This is a genomic window from Pontibacter sp. Tf4 (assembly GCF_014212495.1).
Classification (GTDB): domain Bacteria; phylum Bacteroidota; class Bacteroidia; order Cytophagales; family Hymenobacteraceae; genus Pontibacter.
In genome coordinates this window covers 275454-297379 of sequence record NZ_JACKZC010000007.1, presented here as the reverse complement: position 1 = coordinate 297379, position 21926 = coordinate 275454, and the positions used below count along the sequence as shown (strand labels likewise).

Here is a 21926-nt window from a genome sequence, read left to right as displayed (position 1 = left end):
TTTCTGTTTTATAGTTTCCGTTTCAGTGTCACGAAACTATAGCTATACTTGTTTTTCTCGTCTGGTTCGTGCTTTTCTTCCGAAACTGCTTCCCATTGGTTTTCCACTATCTCCGGGAAGAAAGTATCACCCTCAAACGTGTGGTGCACGCGTGTCAGGTAAATTGTATCTGCTTTGCTTAATGCCTGCTTATAGATTTCAGCGCCGCCAATAATGTACACGTCCTGGTCTATAGTTTGGGCCTGAACTATAGCCTTGTCTATTGAATTTACAACAATGCAGCCGGGCGCTTCAAAGTCGTGCTGGCGCGTGATTATAACCGTAGTGCGCCCCGGAAGCGGCTTGCCAATAGACTCATATGTTTTGCGGCCCATCACAATCGGGTGGCCCATGGTCAGGTTCTTGAAAAAGCGCAGGTCGGCAGGCAGGTGCCAGATCAACTTGTTATCTTTCCCGATCACGTTATTTTCGGCAACGGCTACAACTATAGCGATCATAGTTTATTTGTTAAGGTGTAATGTGAGAACTCAATAAAGTGTTTACCCACCCCGGCCCCTCCGAGGAGGGGAATTTCTTCTTGGTGAATTAGGTGACAATTCTATAGTTAAAACTAAACCCAACTATAGAATGATAAATTACATAACACTATAGCCCAATTCCCCTCCTCGGAGGGGCCGGGGTGGGTCTACGTCAAACTATAGATTAAAACTATAGCCACGTAGCAAGTCAGCCAACGGCATCCGTTTTTTACCTTCCATTTGCAGGTCAACTATAGCCACAGCACTGTCGGCGGTTTTTACGTGCAAATAGGTTTTGTTATCGGTAAATACGCTGCCCGGTGCACCTTCATAACCTGCATTGTCCAGCACTTCTACTTTAAAGATCTTGAAAGTTTTATCGCCGATGCGCGTCCAGGCGGTAGGGTAAGGGGAGAGGCCTCTAACAAAATTACGCACCTGAAATGCTGGCTTGCTCCAGTTTATCTCGCAGGTTTCCTTAAAGATCTTCGGGGCGTGTTTCAATTCTCCGGACTGTGGTTGCGGCATGGGTTTTACATTGTCCTGCTCAATAGCCTGTACTGTTTGCAAAGCCAGCTTAGCGCCTTCGTACTTCAGCTTTTCGTACATCGTACCAAAGTCATCTTCCTCCAGCACCGGCACGCGGGTTTGCAGCAACAGGTCACCTGTGTCGATCTCGTGTTTCAGGAAGAAGGAGGTAACACCGGTTTCTTCTTCGCCATTGATGATAGCCCAGTTAATAGGCGCGGCACCGCGGTATTGTGGCAGCAACGAACCATGTATATTGAACGAACCCAGCGGTGGCATGCTCCACACTACTTCCGGCAACATCCTGAAGGCAACTATAATCTGCAGGTCGGCCCGGTAGCTTCGTAGCTCCTCCAGAAAAGTTTCTGACTTTAAGTTGGTTGGCTGCAGTACCGGTATGTTTTGCGAAACGGCATACTCCTTCACCGGCGATTGCTGCATTTTCTGGCCACGGCCTGCTGGCTTATCCGGTGCCGTAATGACCGCAACTACGTTATAGTTGTGTTCAACCAGTATCTGTAGCGTGGGCACTGCAAAGTCGGGAGTGCCCATAAATATGATGCGTAAGTCTTTTGGCATAGTGTTATTCTGCGTCGGGGTAGAGCAGGTATTTTTTGCGTAAGGTTTTATAGTTTGACAGCGCAGGCTCCCAGCTGGCACGAATCTCGGCCACTGTTTTTCCGGCTATTATTTGCTTTCTGAGCTCTGAAGTACCGGCCAGTTTTTCAAAAAAATTGTTGAAAAACTTATCCTGCTGGGTTGAGTTCTTGTAGAAATCGATAAGGTAAGCCAACGTGAAGGGTTGTGCCGCGGCCGGATCAGTTAAGTTTTTGCCGTAGCAAACCTGGTTTTTGTGAGGTGGATCGGTAGCGCCTGGCATACTAACCGGCGTAAACGAAAACTCCTTAAACTTATAGTTTGGGCTGCCTATCACCTGGAATGGAGTTGGCGTACCGCGACCAACACTTACATTTGTTCCTTCAAATAAGCAAAGCGAAGGGTAAAGCAAAATAGCTTGCTGGTTAGGCAGGTTTGGTGATGGCTTCACTGGCAAACTATAAGGTATGCTGTGGTTATAGTTGGCAACCGGAATAACCGTGATTTTCGCCTGTCGCTTGCCTTCCAGCCATTTCTCACCGTTTATCATATTCGCAAGTTCGCCTATAGTTAAGCCATGAACGATTGGGATTGGGTGCATGCCAACAAAAGACTTATGCTCCGGTTCCAGCACCGGTCCATCAACATAGTTACCGTTCGGGTTTGGGCGGTCCAGTATTACTACTTCCTTATTATTTTCGGCCGCCGCTTCCATTACATAGTGCATCGTGCTGATATAGGTATAAAAGCGAGCCCCCACATCCTGGATATCAAAAACCAGTACATCTATATTGGTGAGCTGCTCCGGTAAAGGTTTTTTGTTTTTACCGTAAAGCGAAATAATAGGCAGGCCGGTCTTCGTGTCTTTGGCGTCTTTTACATAAGCACCGGCATCGGCTTCGCCCCGAAAACCGTGTTCAGGCGCAAAAATGGTTGTAATCTTAACATTATGGCTCAGCAGGGTATCCACTAAATGGGCATTGCCAACTATGGATGTCTGATTTACCACCATACCAACGCGCTTGCCCTGCAGCCTGGGCAGGTACAGTTCCAGTTGCTCGGCGCCGGTCTGCATCAATTCATCTTTCGATAGCTCAGTAACTATAGGTGGCTCTTCAGTTTGCTGAGATTGCTCAGGTGTTTGCTGTGGCGTGCAGCTGCCCATGGCCAGCAACAACGAAATGTAAAGTAAAAACAGTGGCTGTATCATAATTACGGAGAAGTCAAATTTCATACCTATCTTTAAGGCAGTTTATCCTGTTTTTATCGCGTGAACATATCCAAGTACATATCCGAGAAGATCTCAGAAGTTAAGTCCGGTTCGTTTACGGCGTCGGTTACAAAAATAGCAATTATAAGCATAGCCGCCGGCATCGCCATCATGATTGTGTCGTTTGCTATCCTGGAAGGCTTCCGAAACGAGATTCGCGATAAGATCTTCAGCTTTGGGGCACATCTGCAGATAAGCAAGTACGATACCAACAACTCATACGAGGGCGCGCCCATCAGTGTAAACGTGGGTATTTCGGAAAAGGACTCGATACCGGGCGTGAAGCAGATACAGGCTTATGCCCGCAAAACTGCTATAGTTAAGTCGGAAGACGAGGTGCTGGGCGTGGTGCTGAAAGGCGTGGGCAAAGACTACGACCTGAGCTCGATGAAGCATAACCTGGATGCCGGTCAATTGCTGAGCTATAACGATACGGCCTCGTCTAAGGAAGTGATGCTGAGCCGGCGTGTAGCCGAAAAGTTGAAGTTAAAAGTTGGAGACGAAGCCATTTTTTATTTCATTCAGAACCCACCGCGCGCGCGCAAACTGAAAGTATCCGGCATCTTTAATACCGGCCTGGAAGAGTTTGACGAAGTGTTTGTGATCGGGGATATAAAGCTGATACGCGAGCTGAACAACTGGCCCGATTCCATTGCCGGCGGCATGGAAGTAATGCTGACAGACTATAACAAGATAGACCAGGTGGCAGATGAGGTGTTCGAAAAAATGAACTATGATCTGCAGCTGGAAAAGATAACGGACCGCCATGCCCAGCTGTTCGACTGGTTGCAATTACTCCGTAAAAATGTGGTTATCTTCTTAGTACTTATTGTGTTTGTCGCTACGTTCAACATGGTGTCTACCGTGTTTATCATGATCATTGAGCGGATAAATATGATCGGGGTACTGAAGGCGGTAGGCGCGACGGATGCGCAGATACGGAAAGTGTTTTACTTCCGGGGACTGCACTTAACGCTGCGCGGTATGTTGTGGGGCAATATCATCGGTATCGGTTTTTGCGCCATACAATACTATTTCAATCTCATCCCACTCGACCCCGAAAACTATTACATGGACACTGTTCCGATCAGCTGGAACTTCGGGATTATAGTGGTGCTAAATGTAATCACCCTTGCCATGACAATGCTCGCCATTCTGATACCGGCCGCCATGGTAGCCCGCATTAAACCGGTAAAAGCTATCAAGTTTGATTAAGGGATAGAATGCTTCTAATTTTAGAGATATGAAGAAGATTTTATTTATCATCATAACTTTAGTATTAGGGATATTGATTAGATTATGGTTCGGTATTTATCATCATGATGAATATGCAGAAACTCATTTGTTTTTCAAACATAGACCAATATTGAAGTGGACTTTCTATTCACCAATTGGTATGAGTAATTTAGAACTTGATGATCTTAATGAAGAAGAAAGAAGGGAAGAGCTTCTTTTTGAAGAATTTGTTACCAGTAAGGGGATGAGTAAATAAAAAACGCAATCACCAACTATAAAAAACAGGAAAGCCATACCCGCAAGTATGGCTTCTCTGATTTATAGTTGGCAGTTACCTCACAGTGTGCGCAGCTCCTGTGAGCGTCATAGTTGCTTCGTAGCCCGACACTCACAGGTCCCCGGACACTGTGAGGTCTATAGTTCTACATCGGCAGCAGTGGGCACTGCAATATAAGATTCGGGTTAGGGCAGATCTGCTCATAGTGTGCTCTGTCAGATGCAGCGGCTACACCCGGAAAGTCACCGGTGCGACCTTCCATTGTTGTCATGATCTGGAAATGCAGGTGTGGCGGCCAGTCACCGTTTTCGGGGTAGTTACCAAGCCAGGCAATTTGCTCACCTTTCTTAAATTCCTTTCCAGCTTCCAAACCCTCCAGCGACCGGAGGCTCAGGTGGCCGTACAGGGTATAAAACGTAACGCCTTCCAGTTCGTGCTGCAGGATTATAGTTGGGCCGTAGTCGCCGAAGTTGTTGTTGTCCTGGAAACTATGAACGATAGCATCCAGCGGTGTATGAACAGGTGTTCCGGCTTTCATCCAGATATCAATTCCCAAATGCAGGTTCCGGCTTTCGACAGCGGCATCAAAGTGTGCACTTCGTCTGTAGATGGACCGGTCTTCAAAATAACCGCCTACGCCTATAGTTGCATTCTGCTCGGCCAGCATCTGGTTTACAGCCTCGTTAAAGGTTGCGGTATCAACTAAATCGGTTTGCTGCAGTAAGGTGTTGGCAGCTGTAAAATCAAGACGGCACACTGCGTTGCTTTGCATATCGGCTTTAATTACCGGGGCAAAGGCAGCAGTGTGCCGTCTCAGCAGTTCGCTAAGTTCTGTAGTTGTTTTCATTCACTCTCTTGTTCAGCTGATTTGTAGCTGCGGGCGCAAGTATAAGAAGTTAATTTACTTCTTCCACAAACTTAGAGAGTGTTTTTAAACTTTTGGTTTTGCCAAACAGCTCTTCCGATTTTTTGCTGTAAGCCAGGGCAGCTTCCTGCAAGGTCTCGAAAGTTCCCAGGTTAATGCGCTGCTTGTTATGATGGATGATGGCGCGATATTTCTGCGCCTCCTTATGCACGCCACGCACACCCAGTTTGTTTTCTGTTTTGGTGGTGTTACGCACAATTTTGCAGAGCGGTGCCCATTCCAGGTTCTCGCGGCGGCAGTCCAGTTTGTTGCCGTTTTTGAAATGCACGTACAGCTTGATGTTGCTTTCCGGTTTCTCCAGCAGTTGCTCACCAATAAGCTTGTGCAGGTAAATCGTTTCGTTGCGGTACTTGCCATTCTTTAAAGGCCAGTTCTTCTGGAAGAAGGCGTAGCCATTGGAGTGGATGCGCAGGTGCTTCAGGAATTCGATCTGTTGCAGATACGCGTTTTTCTGAATGTACTCGTAGGTGTGGTCATCTACCACTACGGTTTTTTCACAGTTTTTTAGCGTGAGTTTATAAAGCATCACAGTTTTATTGTAGTAAGGTGTTAGAACGGTTTGTTGAGTGGGAGTTTATACGTCCCTTTTGCTTCTGAAGCTGCTCAACTGCACAAAGTTGCAGCTTTTTTCCCAATCTGCATGCAGCGCTTTTTCAGATTTGCTCTTGTACGTATACTTAATAGAAAAACGTTATGTTTTGACAAAAACTTTCTCACAACATGTAAGTTTATTGTAACTTTCAGTTTCAAATCAGGTTCTAATCCGAAATCAGAATTCCTTAAGACAAAATAAAAATGAGTAGCTCTTACCACACGCTGAAAATAGCGGACATTACCCGCGAAACTTCAGATGCTGTTACCCTCCATTTTGAACAACCCGCAAACCAAACTATAAACTATAAACCTGGTCAGTTTCTCACGCTCATCATCCCGTTTGAGGGCAAGAAGGAACGCCGATCTTACTCGCTGAGCAGTACCCCGCACGAGCAGACGCTATCAGTAACTATAAAGCGTGTGCCGGGTGGCAAAGTCTCTAATTACCTGCTTGATAACGCGCAGGTAGGGCAGGAGATAGAAGTGATGGAACCGCTTGGTAATTTCTGTATCACCTGCAATGCCTCCGAAAACCGGAATGTAATTTTGTTAGGTGCAGGCAGTGGCATTACCCCGCTCATGTCTATCCTGAAAGGTGTGCTGCGCGAAGAGCCGGACAGCAAAGTAACACTGCTCTACGGTAACCGCGACGAAGACTCCGTTATCTTTAAAGAGCAACTGGAGCAGCTGCGTGCAGAAAATCCGGACCGGCTGCAGATCGCTTATATCTATAGCCAGCCGAAGCAGGATTGCGAGCACCGCGGCCGTATGAACCAGAGCCTGATCATTAAAATTCTGGAGCGATTGCAGCTTACCAGGATCACAAATGGCCTGTATTATATGTGCGGACCGGAAGGCATGATGGACGAAGTGCGCAAAGCCCTGAACGTGCTGCATGTACCGGCCGACAGAATCTACAGAGAAAGTTTTGTGAGCAGTAAAACTGCCGGCGAACTGGAAGAGAACCAGCATGGCAATGTGAGCTCAACGGATGAAGACGAGATAACAACACAAACAGTAACTATAATTTATGAAGGATCGGAGTACAGTGTAACTGTAAACCCGGACCAGACCATACTGGAAGCAGCCCTGGAACAGGATGTGGACCTGCCTTATTCGTGCCAGGCCGGTTTGTGCACCGCCTGCCGTGGCAAATGCCTGAGCGGAAAGGTACATTTAGATGAACGCGAAGGCTTGTCGGATGCGGAAATGGAGGAAGGTTACGTACTGAACTGCGTTGGCCATCCGCTTACCAGCGACGTAGTAATTGAAATCGGATAAGAAACTTCTGCGTATAAATTAAGTAGCCATACCACATTCGGTGTGGCTTTTTTTGTACTTTCAGTTGAAGTCCTTATATTACACTTTTAGAATATACGTTAGCATTATGACGAAATCAGCAGCAAACTTAATTATACCCGAACGGAAGTCGCGTACCTACCTGCCCGATGATTTTAAGGTGGAGACCTGGGAAGCCCTGCAACCTTATTTTGAAGAACTGAAAGGCAGAGAAATAACTAATGTGCAGGAACTGGAGAAATGGATGGCCGACCGCAGCGAACTGGAGAGCATGCTCTCCGAAGACATGGGCTGGCGCTACATCCGGATGACCTGCGATACGCAGAATGAAGAAAGCACCAAAGCTTTTCAATACTTTGTTTCTGAGATCGATCCCAAGATAGCACCCTACGACCATGAGCTTAACCAAAAGCTGATGCAGTCGCCGTATGTAAAAGAGCTGGACCAGGAGAAGTACCGCATTTACCTGCGTGGTGTAAAGCGTGCGCTGGAGATCTTCCGTGAAGAAAACATTCCGCTTAATACCGAGATCAGTACCAAACAACAGCAATACGCCGCTATTACCGGTGCCATGACGGTAACCCTGGAAGGCGAAGAGATGACCCTGCAGCGCGCGGCAGACCGTATGAAGCAGAACGACCGTGCTGTTCGTGAGAATGCCTGGAAAACGATACAGGAACGTCGCTATCAGGATAATGAAAAATTGGATGAGCTATTTAATGAGCTGCTGACCCTGCGCACACAGGTTGCCAAAAATGCCGGTTTCGGTAATTTTCGCGACTACATGTTTGCCGCTATGGGCCGCTTCGACTATACTCCGCAGGATTGCTTCGATTTCCACACATCCATCAAAGAAACTATAGTTCCGCTACTTACCAGGATTGATGAAGAGCGCCAGCAGAAACTGGGTGTAGACGAGCTTCGTCCCTGGGACCTGGATGTAGACCCATCCGGTAAAAAACCGCTGGAGCCATTTAAGTCTGGCGAGGAGCTGCTGGAGAAAACGGTGCAGGTCTTCTATAAACTTGATACCTACCTGGGCGATTGTCTGGCTACGATGCGCGCCATGGGCCACCTGGATCTGGAATCCAGAAAAGGAAAAGCCCCGGGCGGTTACAACTATCCGCTTGATGAAATTGGCGTGCCTTTCATTTTTATGAATGCCACATCAAGTCTGCGTGATGTGATTACCATGCTGCACGAGGGCGGCCATGCTGTTCATTCCTTCCTGACCCGTGAGCTGGAACTGAACTCCTTTAAACATCCACCTTCAGAGGTTGCTGAACTGGCATCTATGTCGATGGAGCTAATCTCGATGGATTACTGGGACACGTTCTTTGAAGATGAAGATGAGCTACGTCGCGCCAAGAAAACACACCTCGAAAGCGTGCTGGAAACTTTCCCGTGGGTAGCTACAGTTGATAAATTCCAGCACTGGATCTACGAGCATCCGGAGCAGACAACAGCGCAACGCCACCAGGAATGGGTGAATATATTTGAGCAGTTCAACCACCTGACAGTAAGCTGGAAAGGACTGGAAAAATACAAGCCTGTTATGTGGCAAAAGCAGCTGCACATTTATGAAGTGCCGTTTTACTACGTGGAGTATGCCATGGCCCAATTAGGCGCCATTGCCGTCTGGAAAAACTATAAGGAAAACCCGGCAGAAGGTCTAGCCGCTTACAAACGTGCGCTTAGCCTGGGCTATACCGTATCTATCGGCGAGGTTTACGAAGCAGCCGGCATTAAATTCGATTTCAGTACGGAGTACATCCGCAGTCTGGCCGATTTTGTGCAGCACGAAATGGATCAACTATAAGTTAAGCAAACAACTATAGGAAAGCCCTGCTACTTGTGGCAGGGCTTTATTTTTAAGAATAGCATAAGAACGGCTTCCGGTTTAGGCCGTAAAGTATAAGTATGAAAAGAATTTTAACGGTGTTAGTGGCAGGAGCGACGCTGATTGTAGCTGGTTGCACTACCAGCGAACTATCGACGGAGCCAGTGGACGTGGCACCCGCCGGAAGCAGGCTGCCCAGCACGCTGTTCGGAACCTGGAGTGGTGTTATTCCCTGTGCCGACTGCCCGGGCATCAACTATAACTTAGACCTGAACGAAGACAACACTTTCGAAGAGACGATGGTCTACCAGGAACGGGAGGTAGAGCCTTACACCCGTACCGGAACCTGGCAGATCAGAAATGGTGTATTGCAGCTTTCCGGCCCGGATACAACTATAACCCAGTTCGATCTTTCAACAGCCGGTGAACTGTATATGCTGGACCAGCAGGGGCGAAGAATAACCTCTGGTCTGGCCGAGAATTATACCCTCAGGCGAACGATGCACAACACAGAAGATAACTCGGGACTGTGGGACGAAAAACGAAGGCTGGGCATTGACTTTATAGCTACCGGTAATGAGCCTGGCTGGTCGCTGGAAATTGACCTGGAAAAAGGCATGTACTTTAAAACACTGCCCACCGAAACTATAGCCTTGCAAACTGCCGCTACATCTCCTGAACAAAAGGGCAAAACAACAACCTACCGCAGCAAATCAGAAAACGGAGAGCTTGTAGTTGAAATCACAGAACAACCCTGCGAAGACACTATGTCGGGTAAACAATCTTCCTATTCCGTAAAAGTTACAGCCAAAGGCATGGAGTTTATTGGATGCGGTATGTATCTTGGGGAGAGTCAGATTGAGAAATAAACTATAGTTGCAATGAGTTCTTATATAATTACTTGGTCGGCAACTAATGTATCTTTATGTATATTTGTTTAAAACGAAATAGTGATGCAACTCTCTGAAAGAATTACTATAAACCCCGATATCTGCCACGGAAAGCCTACCATACGTGGGTTACGCTATCCAGTCGAGCAAATGCTGGAACTACTGGCTGCAGGTATGATTATAGATGAAATTCTAGCTGATTATCCCGATTTGGAGACTCAGGACTTACTGGCGTGTTTAGATTATGCAGCACGTTTAGCTAAAGTAAAAGGAGTTTATAAGCTGGCTTCATGAAGTTTCTGCTCGACGCGCAGTTGCCATATAAGCTGGCGGAAATACTTCGTGAACTTGGATTTGATACGCTGCACACATTTGACTTACCGCAACAAAATGTAACCCCTGATGCGGAGATTATACGTTTTGCCGCTATTGATGGAAGAGTAGTCATCAGTAAGGATACCGATTTTCTGCAGAGCTTTTTGGTGAAGAAACAACCAGCAAAAGCTTTTGCTGGTTACAACTGGTAATATTAAGAATAATGTGCTATTATCTTTATTCCGACAGAATATAGACACGATTGTACAGCTTTTGGAAGCGCATCAGGTTCTGGAGCTAAATGTGGATTCTGTAATTGTACATTATTAGTATCTTTATAAAACAGAAGAGCCAGCTAAACTATAGCTGGCTCTTCTGTTTTTTTGGGCTCAGGTTAAAGCGGTTTGAACTGCTCGAACATTTGCTTACAGTTATTGCAATAATGCATGGATCGGCAAAGCGTAGGCCCGAAAGGTGTTCTCATATCTGTGTTATCGCTGTCGCAGTACGGGCATTTTACATGCTCCAGAATGTCCAGGTCCAGGATCAGGTCGTATTTTGGTGGTGGTGCCAGGCCAAATTCTTTCAGATGCTGCCGTCCTTTCTCGCTAAGCTTATTGCTGTCCCAGGGTTTATCGAAAGTCATGTTAACCGTATAGTTGGGGATGCCGTGTTTTTCCAGTGTGCGTTCCACATCTTTTTTCATGTAGTCCATGGCAGGGCAACCGGCAAAGGTAGGTGTCATGTTCACGGTTACGTGGTCTTCATCTGAAATCTCCACGCCCGTAATCACACCTAGGTCCACCAGCGACAATACCGGTATTTCAGGGTCTTTTACCTCCTCCAGCAGGGTTAATATGTTTTCCTTGGTCAGCATCTCTTTAGTTATTTGTTGTTAGTTATTAGTTGTTGGCCTTTCAGAAAATCTAATAACTAATAACCAGCAACTATACCACTACCATTCAGCAGTTGGGTCAATCTTAAACACTTCAGCCATCTCGTCCAGCAGTGGCTGCAGGTGTTCGGTGTGCTCGCCGTAACGTCCACCAAACTTTGGTTCTATAGTTGCCAGGTCCGGCAGTTTCAGGTCTGTCTTCTCTATTACAGCCGTGATGCGGTTTAACCATTCTACTTTTACAGCTTCTTCGCCAGCGTAAACTCCTGCATCAATCAGCTCCTGCTCGTATTTTGATTTCTCGAACATGCCCAGTGCGTAAGGCAGCGCTTCATTCAAAGAAGACTGCAGACGCAGGATAGCTTCTTCAGTAGATGTTCCTAGGTTTTTGATCCAGGTATTGGCATGCAGCACGTGGTATTTCACTTCCCCTTTAAGCTTCGTAGCAACCTTAGTAATCGGCTCGTAGCTCGACTGTGCCAGCATCTCAAAACGGATGATCTCTGCATTGTCGTACAAAAAGTGGCGGATCAGGCTGAAATCATACTCACCATTTGGCAACTCTACCAACTGGCTGTTGTGGAACTGGTTGGCGTTTCGCGTAAAGGCAACGGTATCAGGGTCAGCTTCGCCTAATTCCTGCAGCAAAGTATAAAATGCCAGGCTGTGGCCAATTTTATCCTGCGCCATCGACGAGAAAGCAATGTCCTCTTCCAGTATCGGGCCGAAGCCGGTCCACTCGGAGTTGCGGTGGCCAAGTATAAGCTGGTCGTCAGCCAGTTTGTATAACAGGTCTTTTATCGCTTGCTCGTTCATTATTGGGCAGTTGTAGGTTTATTCTCTTCTTTATACTTCGTGATCTTGTCCATTACCTTGTAAGCAATGGCCTCGCGGTATTTCTTCTCCGGAATAGTAGTCCACATATCTTTATCCTCTTCCGCAGACTGCAGTATATCTTTCGATTTTACTACCCACACGTTCACAATCGGGCCTTTCTCACCGAAAGCGTTTTTAGCTTCTGCCAATGCTTCCGGGTAAGATGTTGCCATCACACGGCCGGCATGAGCATGCGCCTTGCCACGCTTCTTCAGGTGGAAGATTTCGTAAGGCTCAGCTTGCTCACTGCGCTCTGTTGGCGCCTCTATAGTTATGATGTCGTACACATTTTCCTGGTCACCTACATAAGGAGTAACCTGTATGTTCTCGGTACGAACAATCCAAAGGCCCACACACGGGAAGCGGCGGCTATACTGCTCTTTTGCAAACAGGAAAGCTACATCTTCGTTTGGAGCGTGAACAGGACCAACATAAGTGTGGGCAGTGCCTTCTTTCTTCTGGTGGAAGGCTTCGTATGTTTCAAACTGATCCAGCTCCGGTTTAGGCTCCATGGCAGGAACCTCACCTTCCGGCAGGTTCAGTCGGGTTACTCTCGGGTCAAGTGACTTTAAGCTCATCTTTCTTAATTATGAATTAAAAATTAGAAATTAGAAATTAGAAATGGCTGTTTAGAACTATAGCCTGGCACGCCAGATCAATTTCTAATTCATAATTTTGAATTTCTAATTGCCACAGGCTACGCCAGTGGCTTTACGTATTTCGCTTTCGGGTTAAGCAGGGCTCTGCGAACCCAGGCACCGCGCTCTTCGGCAGTACGGCGTACGGCAAGGCGCTCGGCGTTGCAAGGGCCATCACCGTTGATCACGCGCTTAAACTCATCCCAATCCGGCTCGGTGTATTCCCACTGGCCGGTTTCCATGTTCTTTTTCAGTTTCGGATCCGGAACAGTTAAGCCAAGCTCCCAGATTTTGGGCACATACATATCCAGGAACTGCTGACGGCATTCGTCGTTCGATGCCATCTTCACTTTCCAGCGCATCAGTGTTTCGGTGTGGGTACTCATTTTATCAGATGGTCCGAAGAAGGTCATGATAGGTGGCCACCAGCGGTTAAGCGCAGCCTGTATCATTTCGCGCTGCTTCGGTGTACCGGTTGCCATGTGTACCACAGCATCGTGGCCATACTTCAGGTGGAAAGCTTCTTCGGCACAGATACGCTCCAGTGCTCTGGAGTAAGGACCATAGCTACCTTTGGCATTTGCCATCTGGTTAACTATAGCACCCGCATCAATCAGCCAGGAGATGATGTTAGAGTCTGCCCAGGTAAAGGCAGGGTAGTTGAATACGTTTGAGTATTTTGATTTACCGTTGATCAGGTCGGTCAGCATTTGCTCACGCGACTTGCCCAATGTTTCAGCAGCAGAATATAGTAGTTGTGCGTGGCCTACTTCGTCCTGCACTTTCGCCATTTGCGCCATTTTACGACGAAAGCCCGGAGCACGCGTGATCCAGGTTCCTTCTGGCAGGGCGCCAATGATCTCTGAGTGTGCATGCTGCTCGATCATGCGGATCAGCTGCTTGCGGTATAGTTCGGGCATCCAGTCAGTTGGCTCTATTTTCTCGCCACGAGCGATGCGTGCTTCAAACTCGGCTAATTTTACAGGATCTTCCACCTGCACATCATCGAATTTGGTAGCTTCAAAAACATTTCCTCCTCCGTACATAATATCTATAGTTTAAAGGTTCAGTAAAGGTGCCGGACTGTAGGTGGCAGCCCGGCGATTAGTTAGTTTGTGTTTGGCGTATATTAAGTTTGTTTCAGTCCGTTTAGTAGCATAGTTGCCAGGTTAGCGGCAATTTCTTCGGCGTTCATTTTTCCTTCGGGCTTATACCAGGTGTGAATCCAGTTCAGCGCCGAAAGTATCGTTAAAACAGCAAATTTCTCATCAGGAACTATAAACTCGCCGGCTTTAATGCCTTCCCGTATTATTTCCCGGAAGTGCTCTTCGTAGCGGTTACGCAGTGCCAGGAATTCAGCATGGTGCGGCTCGCTTAAGTGGCGCCATTCATATAAAAAAACAGCAGCAGCTTCGGTGTTTCGGGTAAGTACCTGCACGTGTGCTGTAATAGCAGCCTGTAGTCTTTCAGAAGCAGAAGCATCGCGTACATCGGCCAGCTCAATGGCATCAAAAAACTCATTGGCCATCCGGAAACACACACGCTGCAGAATCTCCTCCTTTGATTTTATATGAGAGTAAATACTGGCAGCTTCAATGCCCAGTTCATTCGCCAGGTCGCGCATAGACGTTGCCGAAAAGCCCCTTTTTCTGAAAAGTGCCGTTGCGGTTTGTTCTATCTGTTCTTTTCTGCTCAAAGTTACTTCCATATATAGCTAACAAATGTAAACAACCTAACGTTCGTTAGCAAATTTTTAAACGGAGTTTTATGGTTTGGGGTTTGTCTGAATCAGGATTTACAGGATTAAAGGATTAGCAGGATTTGGGCTATTACCATAGTTGTAACTATTGTTCTATAGTTGCTGTTTGTCAAACCACCCCTGCCCCTCCTTAGCCAAGGAGGGGAACTCTGCCTTACTATAGTTTAAGTTATAGTTCTATAGTTCAACTATAGTTTTATAGTTACATACCATAAACAGGCGGGCGCAGCCTGCCCTAAGTAACTATAGCCACGATAAAAACAGATCTGCTTTAACGAAGAATGGATACAGTAACTATAGTTATATCATAACCTATCGAACTAATTTTAGTCTTTGGGTTGAGCGCCTCGAGAGGTTCCGGTGCCGTCAGGCATGGCGACGCAAGGAACCAAGGAAGCGAAAGCAGCGCGATGCCCGAAGACGGGGCCTCTCGGCCCGGGAGGGAGCCAACGAAACTATAAAACGATAGGTAAGTAGAGCTCCCAGGATTGAAAGCAGCTATATAACAATGACTTGGTTCAAGCAGTAAGCAAAGGCAACTATAGACCCAGACGCTAGCAGGAGCTGCGCACGCTGCTAGGTCTTTACAAACTATAGGCTGAGATAGATTTCTCGCTACACTCGAAATGACAGAAAAGAAACTATAAAACATCTACTCCTCCCGCTCCACTTACAACAAAAGTAATAACCACAAACTATAGCCAACATACAGGAAAACCAGCAAAGCCACCTGCCTCAACACAAAGCACTACTTTCTTTATAAACTCCCGAGCATTGCATCAACTCTTACGTATATTTGAATTCCAACCCTTAGTACACTCAAACTATAAACAATACCTGACATGAATGATACTGCAACATCTGCTGAGAAACTGAAAATGGACTTCGTGCATTATGATGTGCAGGACCGGATCGGTTATATCACCCTGGCCAGAGCAGAGAAAAGAAATGCCCTGAACTACGAAGTGGTGTCGGAGCTGAAGCGGGCTTTTGCCGCTGCCGAAGAAGACGAAGCCTGTAAAGTGATTGTGCTGCGCGCCGAAGGAAAAGTATTTTGCGCCGGAGCCGACCTGGAATACATCCAGAAACTACAGGACAACGATTACCACGAAAACCTGGCCGACTCTACACACCTCATGGAGCTGTTCCGGATGATCTATACCCTGAAGAAAGTAGTTATTGCCCAGATACACGGCCATGCCATAGCAGGTGGTTGCGGACTTGCCGCCATCTGCGATTTCGGATTTACTGTGCCGGAAGCAAAATTTGGTTACACCGAAGTGAAGATAGGCTTTATACCAGCTATAGTTAAAGTGTTTCTGCTGCGCAAAATAGGGGAATCCAGAGCCAAGCAACTGCTGTTAACCGGCGACCTTATTTCAGCAGCTGAAGCAGAAAACTATGGACTGGTAAACTATGTGGTGCCAGCCGAGGAGCTGGAGCAGCGCGTGTTTGCCTTTGCCCAGAAGCTTTGTGTAGAGAACTCGAAACAGTCGATGGAAGTGACCAAGGAGATGATCGCGCGTGTGCAGGAAATGACCCTGGAAGGTGGCCTGCAGTATGCTGCCGAGATGAATGCTGTTGCCCGCAGCTCCGAAGATTGCCAGCGTGGCATAGCCGCTTTCCTGAATAAAGAACCTATCAATTGGTAAATTCTGTTTAACATTTAAAACTATTTCTTAAACTTGCTGTTCATTGGGTATGCTGACAGGAATAGGAATCATGCTCTTGACCTTTGTAGTGATGGAAGTGGTGGCCTGGGCCATGCACAAGTACGTACTGCACGGGTTTTTATGGTTCCTGCACAAGTCGCATCACACCCGGCACCAGCACACTTTTGAGTGGAACGACCTGTTTTTTGCCTGGTATGGTACATTGGCAATGCTGTTCTTTATTTTCAGCAGCGAACCACTGGACTACAGGTTCTGGATAGGAGCCGGGATAACCTTATATGGCGTCGCCTATTTTCTGATCCATGATGTGTTCATTCACCGGCGCATCAGGGTGTTTGGCCGCTCAACAAATGTGTACCTGAAAGCCCTGAACATGGCGCATAAGGTGCATCATAAAGTAACAGGCAAACACGGCTCAGAGAGTTTTGGCATGTTGTGGGTAGCGCCGGGTTATTTTAAGGCAGCAAGTAAAATAGTTAGAAAACAAGAACAGGAGAGACGTGGCGCAGTACACCATTAAAGAACTGGAACATTTGTCGGGTATTAAGGCCCATACCATCCGGATCTGGGAGCAGCGGTATAACATCCTGTGTCCCAAGCGAACGGAAACAAACATCAGGTATTACGACGACAAAGACCTGAAAACATTACTCAACGTATCGTTGCTGAATGAGAAGGGCTACAAGATCTCGAAGATCGCGCAGATGGAGCCTGAACAACTGGTAGAGAAAGTGCAGCAACTATGCGAGCAACCCGGCGAGTGCTCAAAGCCCATCAACGACATGATGGCGGCCATGCTGGACCTGGACGAGGAAGCCTTTGATAAGGCCATCTCTACGGTAACACTGCAGCTGGGCTTTGCCGAAGCCATGAACCGGCTGATCTATCCGTTTCTGCACAAGATCGGAATACTATGGCAAACCGGTAATATCACGCCCGCACACGAGCACTTTGTAAGCAACCTTATCCGGCAGAAACTTATAGTTGCCATTGACGGACAAGTGCTACGGCGCAAACCAGATGCCCCGCTGTATCTGTTGTACCTGCCCGAAGGAGAACTGCACGAACTGGCGCTGCTTTACATGAACTATGTAATCCGGCTGCACAACCTGCAGGTCATTTACATGGGGCAGAACCTTCCTTTCTCGGACTTGGAGCTTACCTACAAACATTGCAAGCCGCAGTATATCTGCACCGTGCTCACCTCTATGCCGGAGCGCGACCAGGTACAAAGCTACCTGAACAAGCTATCCGAAACCTTTACAGAAAGCACTATTTATGTATATGGCTGGCTGGTGCAACAGGAACAACTACAGATGCCGCCAAATGTAAAGCGCCTGGCTTGCATGCGCGAGTTCACCCAATTATTTAGTTAAAAGCGACGCAAACTATAGCTTAAAGCCTGACTTTCCCGTTTAACGAAAGTCAGGCTTTTCTTTTTATAGCCACCAACCGGTGCAATTCCTGGTTTTTACACCCTGAAATATAGATGTTTACACTTTGTTTAATGTTCTTTGTAAAATAATTAAACAAAATAATTTTTATTTTCGGAGACTTGCGTATATTTGTTTATAGTTTAATGATAAAGTATAAACAGAATTATGACAGCAATCGAATTTAGTAACCTAATTCAAGGTGTGACCAACACATTGCGTCCTGTGGCTTTTAACCTCACCCGCGATGCTGACGATGCCAAAGACCTGGTACAGGAAACTGTACTGAAGGCTTTAATGAACCGTGATAAATTTAAAGCAGGCACCAACCTGAAGGCCTGGCTTTACACCATTATGCGTAACACGTTCATTAACAACTATAACAAAATAACCAAGCGCAGCAGTAACATCGACAGCTCGGAGTACCTGCAGTACCTGAACACCGACGAAAACTATATCACGCAGAACAAAGGCACGGCAACTTTCGTCATGAACGATATTAACAAAGCCATTGCCGGCCTGAGCGAAGAGCACCGCACCCCATTTATGATGTATTATGTGGGCTACAAGTATACCGAGATAGCTGAAAAGCTGGAAATTCCGATTGGTACGGTAAAGAACAGAATACACATTGCCCGCAAAGAGCTGAAGCAGCAGCTGAAAGTTTACCGGCAGGACTGATACCACCAGGGGCTTAAGCCTGATATATGGAAGAAAAAAATGTAATAGTTATCGGAGCCGGTTTTTCCGGGTTATCGGCGGCCACCAGTCTGGCTGATAGAGGGTATAAAGTAACGGTGTTGGAAAAGAACAGCACCCCCGGCGGCCGCGCCCGCAGCTACAGCGCCCAGGGCTTTACATTTGATATGGGACCCAGCTGGTACTGGATGCCCGATGTATTTGAATCTTACTTCCGCAAATTTGGCAAAAGCACGGCTGACTATTACGACCTGAAGCGCCTGGACCCATCGTACACGGTAGTTTTCGGCGAAGATGATTTTGTGGATGTGCCTGCCTCTTTGGATGAACTGAAGGCTTTGTTTGAGCATTGGGAGCCAGGCAGTGCACAGCAGCTACATAAATTTCTGGAGCAAGCCGCTTACAAATATGAAGTTGGCATAAATCAGTTAGTATACAAGCCGGGCCGCTCCGTTACAGAATTCATGAACCTGCGGTTGTTGCTGGATGTGTTGCGTATGGATGTTTTCCAGTCGTTTCATAAGCATATCCGCAGGTTCTTCAGCCATCCGCGCATTATCAAGCTCATGGAGTTCCCGATTCTGTTTCTGGGAGCTTTGCCTGAGAACACGCCCGCGCTCTATAGTTTAATGAACTATGCCGACATCAGCTTGGGTACCTGGTACCCGATGGGGGGCATGCACAAGATAATAGAAGGCATGGTGCAGCTGGCCGAGGAAAAAGGCGTTACGTTTAACTATAGCCAGGATGTGCAGGAGATACAGGTGCATGCAGGTGTTGCAACCCGCGTGGTTACAGCAACCGGTGTGTTTGAAGCCGATGTGATAGTTGCCAGCGCCGATTACCACCACGTAGAAAAAAACCTGCTGCCAGCGCAATACCAGAGCTACTCCGATACCTACTGGGACAGCCGTGTAATGGCGCCATCGTCGCTGATCTTTTACCTGGGCATCAGTAAGCGGCTAAACAACCTGCGCCACCATAACCTGTTTTTTGATGAAGACTTTGGCCCGCATGCCCGCGAGATCTATACCAACCCGAAGTGGCCGGCCAAACCTTTGTTTTATGTTTCAGCACCCTCGGTAACCGACCCAAGCGTTGCCCCTGCCGGTTGCGAGAACCTTTTTATACTGATACCTGTGGCTCCCGGCCTACAGGACACCGAAGAAATTCGCGAGAAATACTATAACCTGGTGATGGACCGGCTGGAGAAGCTGACCAACCAGGAAATACGGCAAAGCGTAGTATACAAACGCAGCTACGCCCACAACGACTTTATACACGATTACAACGCCTTTAAAGGAAATGCCTATGGTTTAGCCAACACCCTGCTGCAAACCGCCCTGCTGAAGCCAGCCCTGAAAAGTAAAAAAGTAAAAAACCTTTTTTATACCGGGCAACTGACAGTGCCGGGGCCAGGTGTTCCGCCTTCCCTTATTTCGGGGCAGGTGGTAGCAGCAGAAGTGGCAAAAGAATACAGGACTCCTGTCAGTACCTAAACACAAAACTATGGATCTATTTAAGCAGACCTGCCTGAAGTGCAGCAAAGTAATTACAGAAGCGTACAGCACTTCGTTTACGCTGGGTATCAAAACGCTGGACCCGAAATTTCATTTCCCGATCTACGCTATCTATGGTTTTGTGCGCTGCGCCGACGAGATCGTTGATACTTTTCATGACCATAACAAGCAGGCACTGTTGCAGGAGTTTAAAGAGCAGACCTATAAAGCCATTGAAGCAGGCATCAGCCTGAACCCGGTGCTGCATGCATTCCAGTGTGTGGTAAACGAATATAAGATCGACCTGGAATACATTGAGGCCTTTCTGAAAAGCATGGAAATGGACCTGGAAGAGCGGCAGTACGACCACCAACTATACGACAACTATATTTATGGCTCTGCCGAGGTGGTGGGCCTGATGTGCCTGAAAGTGTTCTGCGAAGGCGACGATGCCATGTTTGATCGCCTGAAAAAGCCGGCCTGCAGTTTAGGGTCAGCTTTCCAGAAAGTGAATTTCCTGCGCGACATGCAGAGCGATTACCTGGAGCGTGGCCGGGTGTATTTTCCCAAAGTAGAGTTCAGGCAGTTTGATAACCTGAGCAAAGCCGAAATAGAAGCTGATATCTGCAAAGATTTTGACGATGCGTACGAAGGCATCATGCAATTGCCGCGCACGGCAAGGCTGGGTGTGTACCTGGCGTACAAGTATTACCTGAAGCTGTTCCGGAAAATACAGAACCTGCCGGCAACCCATATCCTTAGCCAACGCGTAAGAGTACCCGATAACACGAAGCTGGCCTTGCTGGTGAGCTCGTATGTGCGGTACAGGCTAAATGCGATATGAATGAGTAGATTAACAACGACTATAGTTTTTACCTTAAGCTTACTGGCGGTGCAGGCCGCTGCTTTTACAAACTATAAATTACCCGAACTGCGGCAGGAGTACCTGGCGGCCAGTAACGACGAAGACGCGGCAAAGGATTTTTATGCCAAAATGGAAAAGTACAGCGGTAACCATGCCGTGATACTGGGCTACAAAGCCGCTTCCGAAGCTGTAATGGCCAAGTATGTCTGGAATCCTTATTTTAAGATGAAGCACCTGAAAACGGCTGCAGGACTGTTTGAGGAAGCCATTGCCCGGGACAGAGAAGAGCCGGAGATCCGCTTCTTACGCTTTGTGGTAGAATCGCATATACCGGATTACCTGAACATGAGCGACAACCTGGAAGAGGATAAGGCTATAGTTATAAAAAACCTGGTAAAGCACCCGGAGTCCGGGATAAACACAGAACTGGCCCGTATGATGCGCGATTTTTTAGTGGCCAAAGACCGCTGCACCGAACAGGAAAAGCAGGTGCTCCAGAAACTGAAGATATAATGAGTAATGAAGAATGATTAATTATTAATTATTAATGTTTCATTAGTCATTAATCATTAATAATTAATAATTAAGCAAAGCCGTGTACATCTACCTCTACCTGAACATTTTCACGATCCTGTTTCCGTTGCTGCTGTCGTTTGACCGCAAGGTGGCATTTTACAGGAACTGGCCGGCTTTATTACCGGCTATAGTTGTAAATGCGCTGGTATTTATAGTTTGGGATGAACTGTTTACACAACGCGGCGTGTGGGGCTTTAACGAAGAATGGCTGACCGGAATCTATGTATTCAGTTTACCGCTCGAAGAGATTTTGTTTTTTATTACCGTGCCCTATGCCTGTGTATTTATTTACGATGTGCTGAATGCCTACATTACCCGCGACCTGCTGCAGCCTTACGCTAAAACAATCGCCTTAGGGTTGATACTGGTGCTGCCAACTATAGCCATCTTTAACCTGGGGCGCTGGTATACTTCCATTACATTCATGTTGCTGGCCATCATGCTCCTCGTGCATCTGCGGTACTTTGGTACAAAATATTTAGGCCGGTTTTTCCTGGCATACATCGTGCACCTGGTTCCTTTTCTGTTGGTGAATGGTGTGCTTACTTACCTGCCTGTGGTGTGGTACAACAACAACTATAACCTGGGGCTGCGCCTTGTGTCTATCCCCGTGGAAGATACCATGTATTCGATGCTGATGCTGCTCTTAACTATCTCATTATATGAAGGTTTACGGCAGCGCATGAGTATAAAACAATATCAGCCTTCAACTGTATAACCTGTA

25 protein-coding genes are annotated in these 21926 nt (G+C 47.1%); 15 read left to right on the top strand and 10 right to left on the bottom strand.

Features of this window, described 5'->3' with window-relative positions:
• Positions 1–8: 8 nt before the first annotated feature.
• From H7F15_RS13590 to H7F15_RS13580, 3 genes are all read right to left on the bottom strand, one after another.
• Positions 9–497, bottom strand: coding sequence for a dihydrofolate reductase (locus H7F15_RS13590; protein ID WP_185197522.1), 489 nt, complete (start codon positions 495–497; stop codon positions 9–11).
• A gap of 198 nt (positions 498–695) precedes the next feature.
• On the bottom strand, positions 696–1625 hold the full coding sequence (gene fmt, locus H7F15_RS13585; RefSeq protein WP_185197521.1) for a methionyl-tRNA formyltransferase: 930 nt from the start codon (positions 1623–1625) through the stop codon (positions 696–698).
• Between the two features lie 4 nt (positions 1626–1629).
• On the bottom strand, positions 1630–2877 hold the full coding sequence (locus H7F15_RS13580; RefSeq protein WP_370523729.1) for an exo-beta-N-acetylmuramidase NamZ domain-containing protein: 1248 nt from the start codon (positions 2875–2877) through the stop codon (positions 1630–1632).
• A gap of 36 nt (positions 2878–2913) precedes the next feature.
• Here H7F15_RS13580 and H7F15_RS19665 point away from each other — a divergent pair, with 36 nt between their 5' ends.
• Both H7F15_RS19665 and H7F15_RS13570 read left to right on the top strand, forming a co-directional pair.
• Positions 2914–4128 carry an FtsX-like permease family protein gene (locus H7F15_RS19665; protein ID WP_185197520.1) on the top strand — a complete coding sequence of 405 codons (1215 nt, stop codon included), beginning with the start codon at positions 2914–2916 and terminating at the stop codon, positions 4126–4128.
• A gap of 28 nt (positions 4129–4156) precedes the next feature.
• Entirely contained in the window at positions 4157–4405 is a 249-nt protein-coding gene (locus H7F15_RS13570) for a hypothetical protein (protein WP_185197519.1), read from the top strand.
• Between the two features lie 166 nt (positions 4406–4571).
• Here H7F15_RS13570 and H7F15_RS13565 read toward each other — a convergent pair whose 3' ends face one another.
• Together H7F15_RS13565 and H7F15_RS13560 are read right to left on the bottom strand one after the other, a co-directional pair.
• Positions 4572–5273, bottom strand: a complete 702-nt coding sequence (locus H7F15_RS13565; protein WP_185197518.1) for a peptidoglycan DD-metalloendopeptidase family protein — start codon at positions 5271–5273, stop codon at positions 4572–4574.
• A gap of 49 nt (positions 5274–5322) precedes the next feature.
• Positions 5323–5877, bottom strand: coding sequence for an HNH endonuclease (locus H7F15_RS13560; RefSeq protein WP_185197584.1), 555 nt, complete (start codon positions 5875–5877; stop codon positions 5323–5325).
• 269 nt (positions 5878–6146) lie between these two features.
• Here H7F15_RS13560 and H7F15_RS13555 point away from each other — a divergent pair, with 269 nt between their 5' ends.
• The 5 genes from H7F15_RS13555 to H7F15_RS13535 all read left to right on the top strand — a co-directional run bounded on the left by H7F15_RS13555 (position 6147) and on the right by H7F15_RS13535 (position 10501).
• Positions 6147–7226 (top strand): ferredoxin--NADP reductase, encoded by a 1080-nt coding sequence (locus H7F15_RS13555; protein WP_185197517.1) that lies wholly within the window; start codon positions 6147–6149, stop codon positions 7224–7226.
• A gap of 106 nt (positions 7227–7332) precedes the next feature.
• Positions 7333–9063, top strand: coding sequence for a M3 family oligoendopeptidase (locus H7F15_RS13550; RefSeq protein WP_185197516.1), 1731 nt, complete (start codon positions 7333–7335; stop codon positions 9061–9063).
• A gap of 101 nt (positions 9064–9164) precedes the next feature.
• Positions 9165–9953 (top strand): copper resistance protein NlpE N-terminal domain-containing protein, encoded by a 789-nt coding sequence (locus tag H7F15_RS13545; RefSeq protein WP_185197515.1) that lies wholly within the window; start codon positions 9165–9167, stop codon positions 9951–9953.
• A gap of 84 nt (positions 9954–10037) precedes the next feature.
• On the top strand, positions 10038–10268 hold the full coding sequence (locus H7F15_RS13540) for a DUF433 domain-containing protein (RefSeq protein WP_185197514.1): 231 nt from the start codon (positions 10038–10040) through the stop codon (positions 10266–10268).
• A complete protein-coding gene (locus H7F15_RS13535; RefSeq protein ID WP_221627070.1) occupies positions 10265–10501 on the top strand; it encodes a DUF5615 family PIN-like protein in 237 nt (78 codons plus the stop codon). Before H7F15_RS13540 ends, H7F15_RS13535 begins: the two co-directional genes overlap by 4 nt.
• Before the next feature lie 182 nt (positions 10502–10683).
• On the opposite strand, the gene paaD is transcribed toward H7F15_RS13535, so the two are convergent.
• The 5 genes from paaD to H7F15_RS13510 all read right to left on the bottom strand — a co-directional run bounded on the left by paaD (position 10684) and on the right by H7F15_RS13510 (position 14394).
• Positions 10684–11166: a 1,2-phenylacetyl-CoA epoxidase subunit PaaD gene (gene paaD, locus H7F15_RS13530; RefSeq protein WP_185197513.1), complete on the bottom strand. Its 483-nt coding sequence runs from the start codon at positions 11164–11166 to the stop codon at positions 10684–10686.
• A 78-nt stretch (positions 11167–11244) separates the two neighbouring features.
• Complete coding sequence (gene paaC, locus H7F15_RS13525; protein WP_185197512.1) at positions 11245–12000, bottom strand: 1,2-phenylacetyl-CoA epoxidase subunit PaaC; 756 nt, start codon at positions 11998–12000, stop codon at positions 11245–11247.
• Positions 12000–12638 carry a phenylacetic acid degradation b gene (locus tag H7F15_RS13520; RefSeq protein ID WP_185197511.1) on the bottom strand — a complete coding sequence of 213 codons (639 nt, stop codon included), beginning with the start codon at positions 12636–12638 and terminating at the stop codon, positions 12000–12002. Before H7F15_RS13520 ends, paaC begins: the two co-directional genes overlap by 1 nt.
• A 119-nt stretch (positions 12639–12757) precedes the next feature.
• Entirely contained in the window at positions 12758–13744 is a 987-nt protein-coding gene (gene paaA / locus H7F15_RS13515) for a 1,2-phenylacetyl-CoA epoxidase subunit PaaA (RefSeq protein ID WP_185197510.1), read from the bottom strand.
• 83 nt (positions 13745–13827) lie between these two features.
• On the bottom strand, positions 13828–14394 hold the full coding sequence (locus H7F15_RS13510; RefSeq protein ID WP_185197509.1) for a TetR/AcrR family transcriptional regulator: 567 nt from the start codon (positions 14392–14394) through the stop codon (positions 13828–13830).
• 941 nt (positions 14395–15335) lie between these two features.
• Here H7F15_RS13510 and H7F15_RS13505 point away from each other — a divergent pair.
• The 8 genes from H7F15_RS13505 to H7F15_RS19660 all read left to right on the top strand — a co-directional run bounded on the left by H7F15_RS13505 (position 15336) and on the right by H7F15_RS19660 (position 21920).
• Positions 15336–16109, top strand: coding sequence for an enoyl-CoA hydratase/isomerase family protein (locus H7F15_RS13505; RefSeq protein WP_185197583.1), 774 nt, complete (start codon positions 15336–15338; stop codon positions 16107–16109).
• Between the two features lie 70 nt (positions 16110–16179).
• Positions 16180–16650: a sterol desaturase family protein gene (locus H7F15_RS13500; RefSeq protein ID WP_255481243.1), complete on the top strand. Its 471-nt coding sequence runs from the start codon at positions 16180–16182 to the stop codon at positions 16648–16650.
• Complete coding sequence (locus tag H7F15_RS13495) at positions 16631–17506, top strand: MerR family transcriptional regulator (protein WP_185197507.1); 876 nt, start codon at positions 16631–16633, stop codon at positions 17504–17506. Before H7F15_RS13500 ends, H7F15_RS13495 begins: the two co-directional genes overlap by 20 nt.
• Positions 17507–17731: 225 nt before the next feature.
• The gene (locus H7F15_RS13490) at positions 17732–18244 is read left to right on the top strand and encodes an RNA polymerase sigma factor (protein WP_185197506.1); all 513 of its coding nucleotides are present in this window, start codon (positions 17732–17734) and stop codon (positions 18242–18244) included.
• Positions 18245–18270: 26 nt separating this feature from the next.
• Positions 18271–19761: an NAD(P)/FAD-dependent oxidoreductase gene (locus H7F15_RS13485; protein WP_185197505.1), complete on the top strand. Its 1491-nt coding sequence runs from the start codon at positions 18271–18273 to the stop codon at positions 19759–19761.
• Positions 19762–19771: 10 nt separating this feature from the next.
• The gene (locus tag H7F15_RS13480; protein ID WP_185197504.1) at positions 19772–20605 is read left to right on the top strand and encodes a phytoene/squalene synthase family protein; all 834 of its coding nucleotides are present in this window, start codon (positions 19772–19774) and stop codon (positions 20603–20605) included.
• Entirely contained in the window at positions 20606–21139 is a 534-nt protein-coding gene (locus tag H7F15_RS13475; RefSeq protein ID WP_185197503.1) for an MFS transporter, read from the top strand.
• Positions 21140–21221: 82 nt separating this feature from the next.
• Entirely contained in the window at positions 21222–21920 is a 699-nt protein-coding gene (locus H7F15_RS19660) for a lycopene cyclase domain-containing protein (protein WP_185197502.1), read from the top strand.
• Positions 21921–21926: the final 6 nt, after the last annotated feature.